The organism is Streptomyces sp. NPDC001568, assembly GCF_042893755.1.
GTDB lineage: Bacteria > Actinomycetota > Actinomycetes > Streptomycetales > Streptomycetaceae > Streptomyces.
Window position 1 is genome coordinate 159,321 of sequence record NZ_JBIAVF010000025.1, and the last position, 1,206, is coordinate 160,526.

1 rRNA gene and 1 pseudogene are annotated in these 1,206 nt (G+C 66.9%); both read right to left on the bottom strand.

Annotated features, from left to right (window positions below):
• Window positions 1–749: pseudogene (locus ACFY0I_RS35425) on the bottom strand (tetratricopeptide repeat protein); the annotation flags it as partial.
• A gap of 170 nt (window positions 750–919) precedes the next feature.
• Window positions 920–1,036 (bottom strand): 5S ribosomal RNA (rrf, locus tag ACFY0I_RS35430).
• Between the last annotated feature and the right edge of the window lie 170 nt (window positions 1,037–1,206).

Here is a 1,206-nt window from a genome sequence, read left to right on the forward strand (position 1 = left end):
CCGCCACCACCGGAAGGACGCCCACCACGGTCGTCATCACGGCGCGGGTACGACGGACGGTCCCCACCACGGTCGTCACGACGGAAACCGCCGCCACCACCCGAGGGACGCCCACCACGGTCATCGTCACGACGCGGGTACGACGGACGGTCCCCACCACGGTCATCACGACCACCGCGGAACCCACCACGGTCGTCATCACGACGCGGGAAGGACGGACGGTCCCCGCCACGGTCGTCACGACGCGGGAAGGAGGGACGGTCGCCGCCACGGTCGTCGCGACGGAAACCGCCGCCACCACCGGAAGGACGTCCACCACGGTCGTCATCACGGCGCGGGTACGACGGACGGTCCCCACCACGGTCATCACGACCACCGCGGAACCCACCGCGGTCGTCATCACGACGGGGGAAGGACGGACGGTCGCCACCGCGGTCGTCGCGACGGAAGCCGCCGCCACCACCGGTCGGACGGTCGCTGCCGCCACGGTAGCCACCGCCGGAAGGACGGTCGCCACCACGGAAGCCGCCACCGGTCGGACGGTCGCCGCCGCCGGCACCCCGGTAGCCGCCGCCCGAGGGACGGTCGCCGCCGGCGGGACGCCCACCACGGTCGTCACGGCGGAAACCGCCGCCACCACCGGTCGGACGGCCACCGCGGTCGTCGCGGCGGAAGCCACCACGGTCACCGCCACGGTCGTCACGACGGAAGCCGCCCCTGTCACCGCCGTCGTTGCGCCGAGGCTCGCGCTCCGGACGATCGTCGGGAGAGTTGGACATGGGTGTGACTCCTGTCTTCGGGGTACCGCTAGTCATTCTTGCGCAACCAACCCATGGCCGCGCTTCGGCGTAAAAGAGGTGAAAAACAAAAAGACCCCTGGTCCAGCGTTGAACGCTGGACCAGGGGTCCTTGAAAAATTGTTCGGCGGCGTCCTACTCTCCCACAGGGTCCCCCCTGCAGTACCATCGGCGCTGAAAGGCTTAGCTTCCGGGTTCGGAATGTAACCGGGCGTTTCCCTAACGCTATGACCACCGAAACCCTAATCGGTTTCGAGCGAACAAGCACACTTTGTAGTTATGTTCTAGCTCTAGAAACCAGCAACCGTTCGTTGCTTCAGAACTAACACAGTGGACGCGAGCAACTGAGGACAAGCCCTCGGCCTATTAGTACCAGTCAGCTCCACCCGTTACCGGGCTTCCACATCTG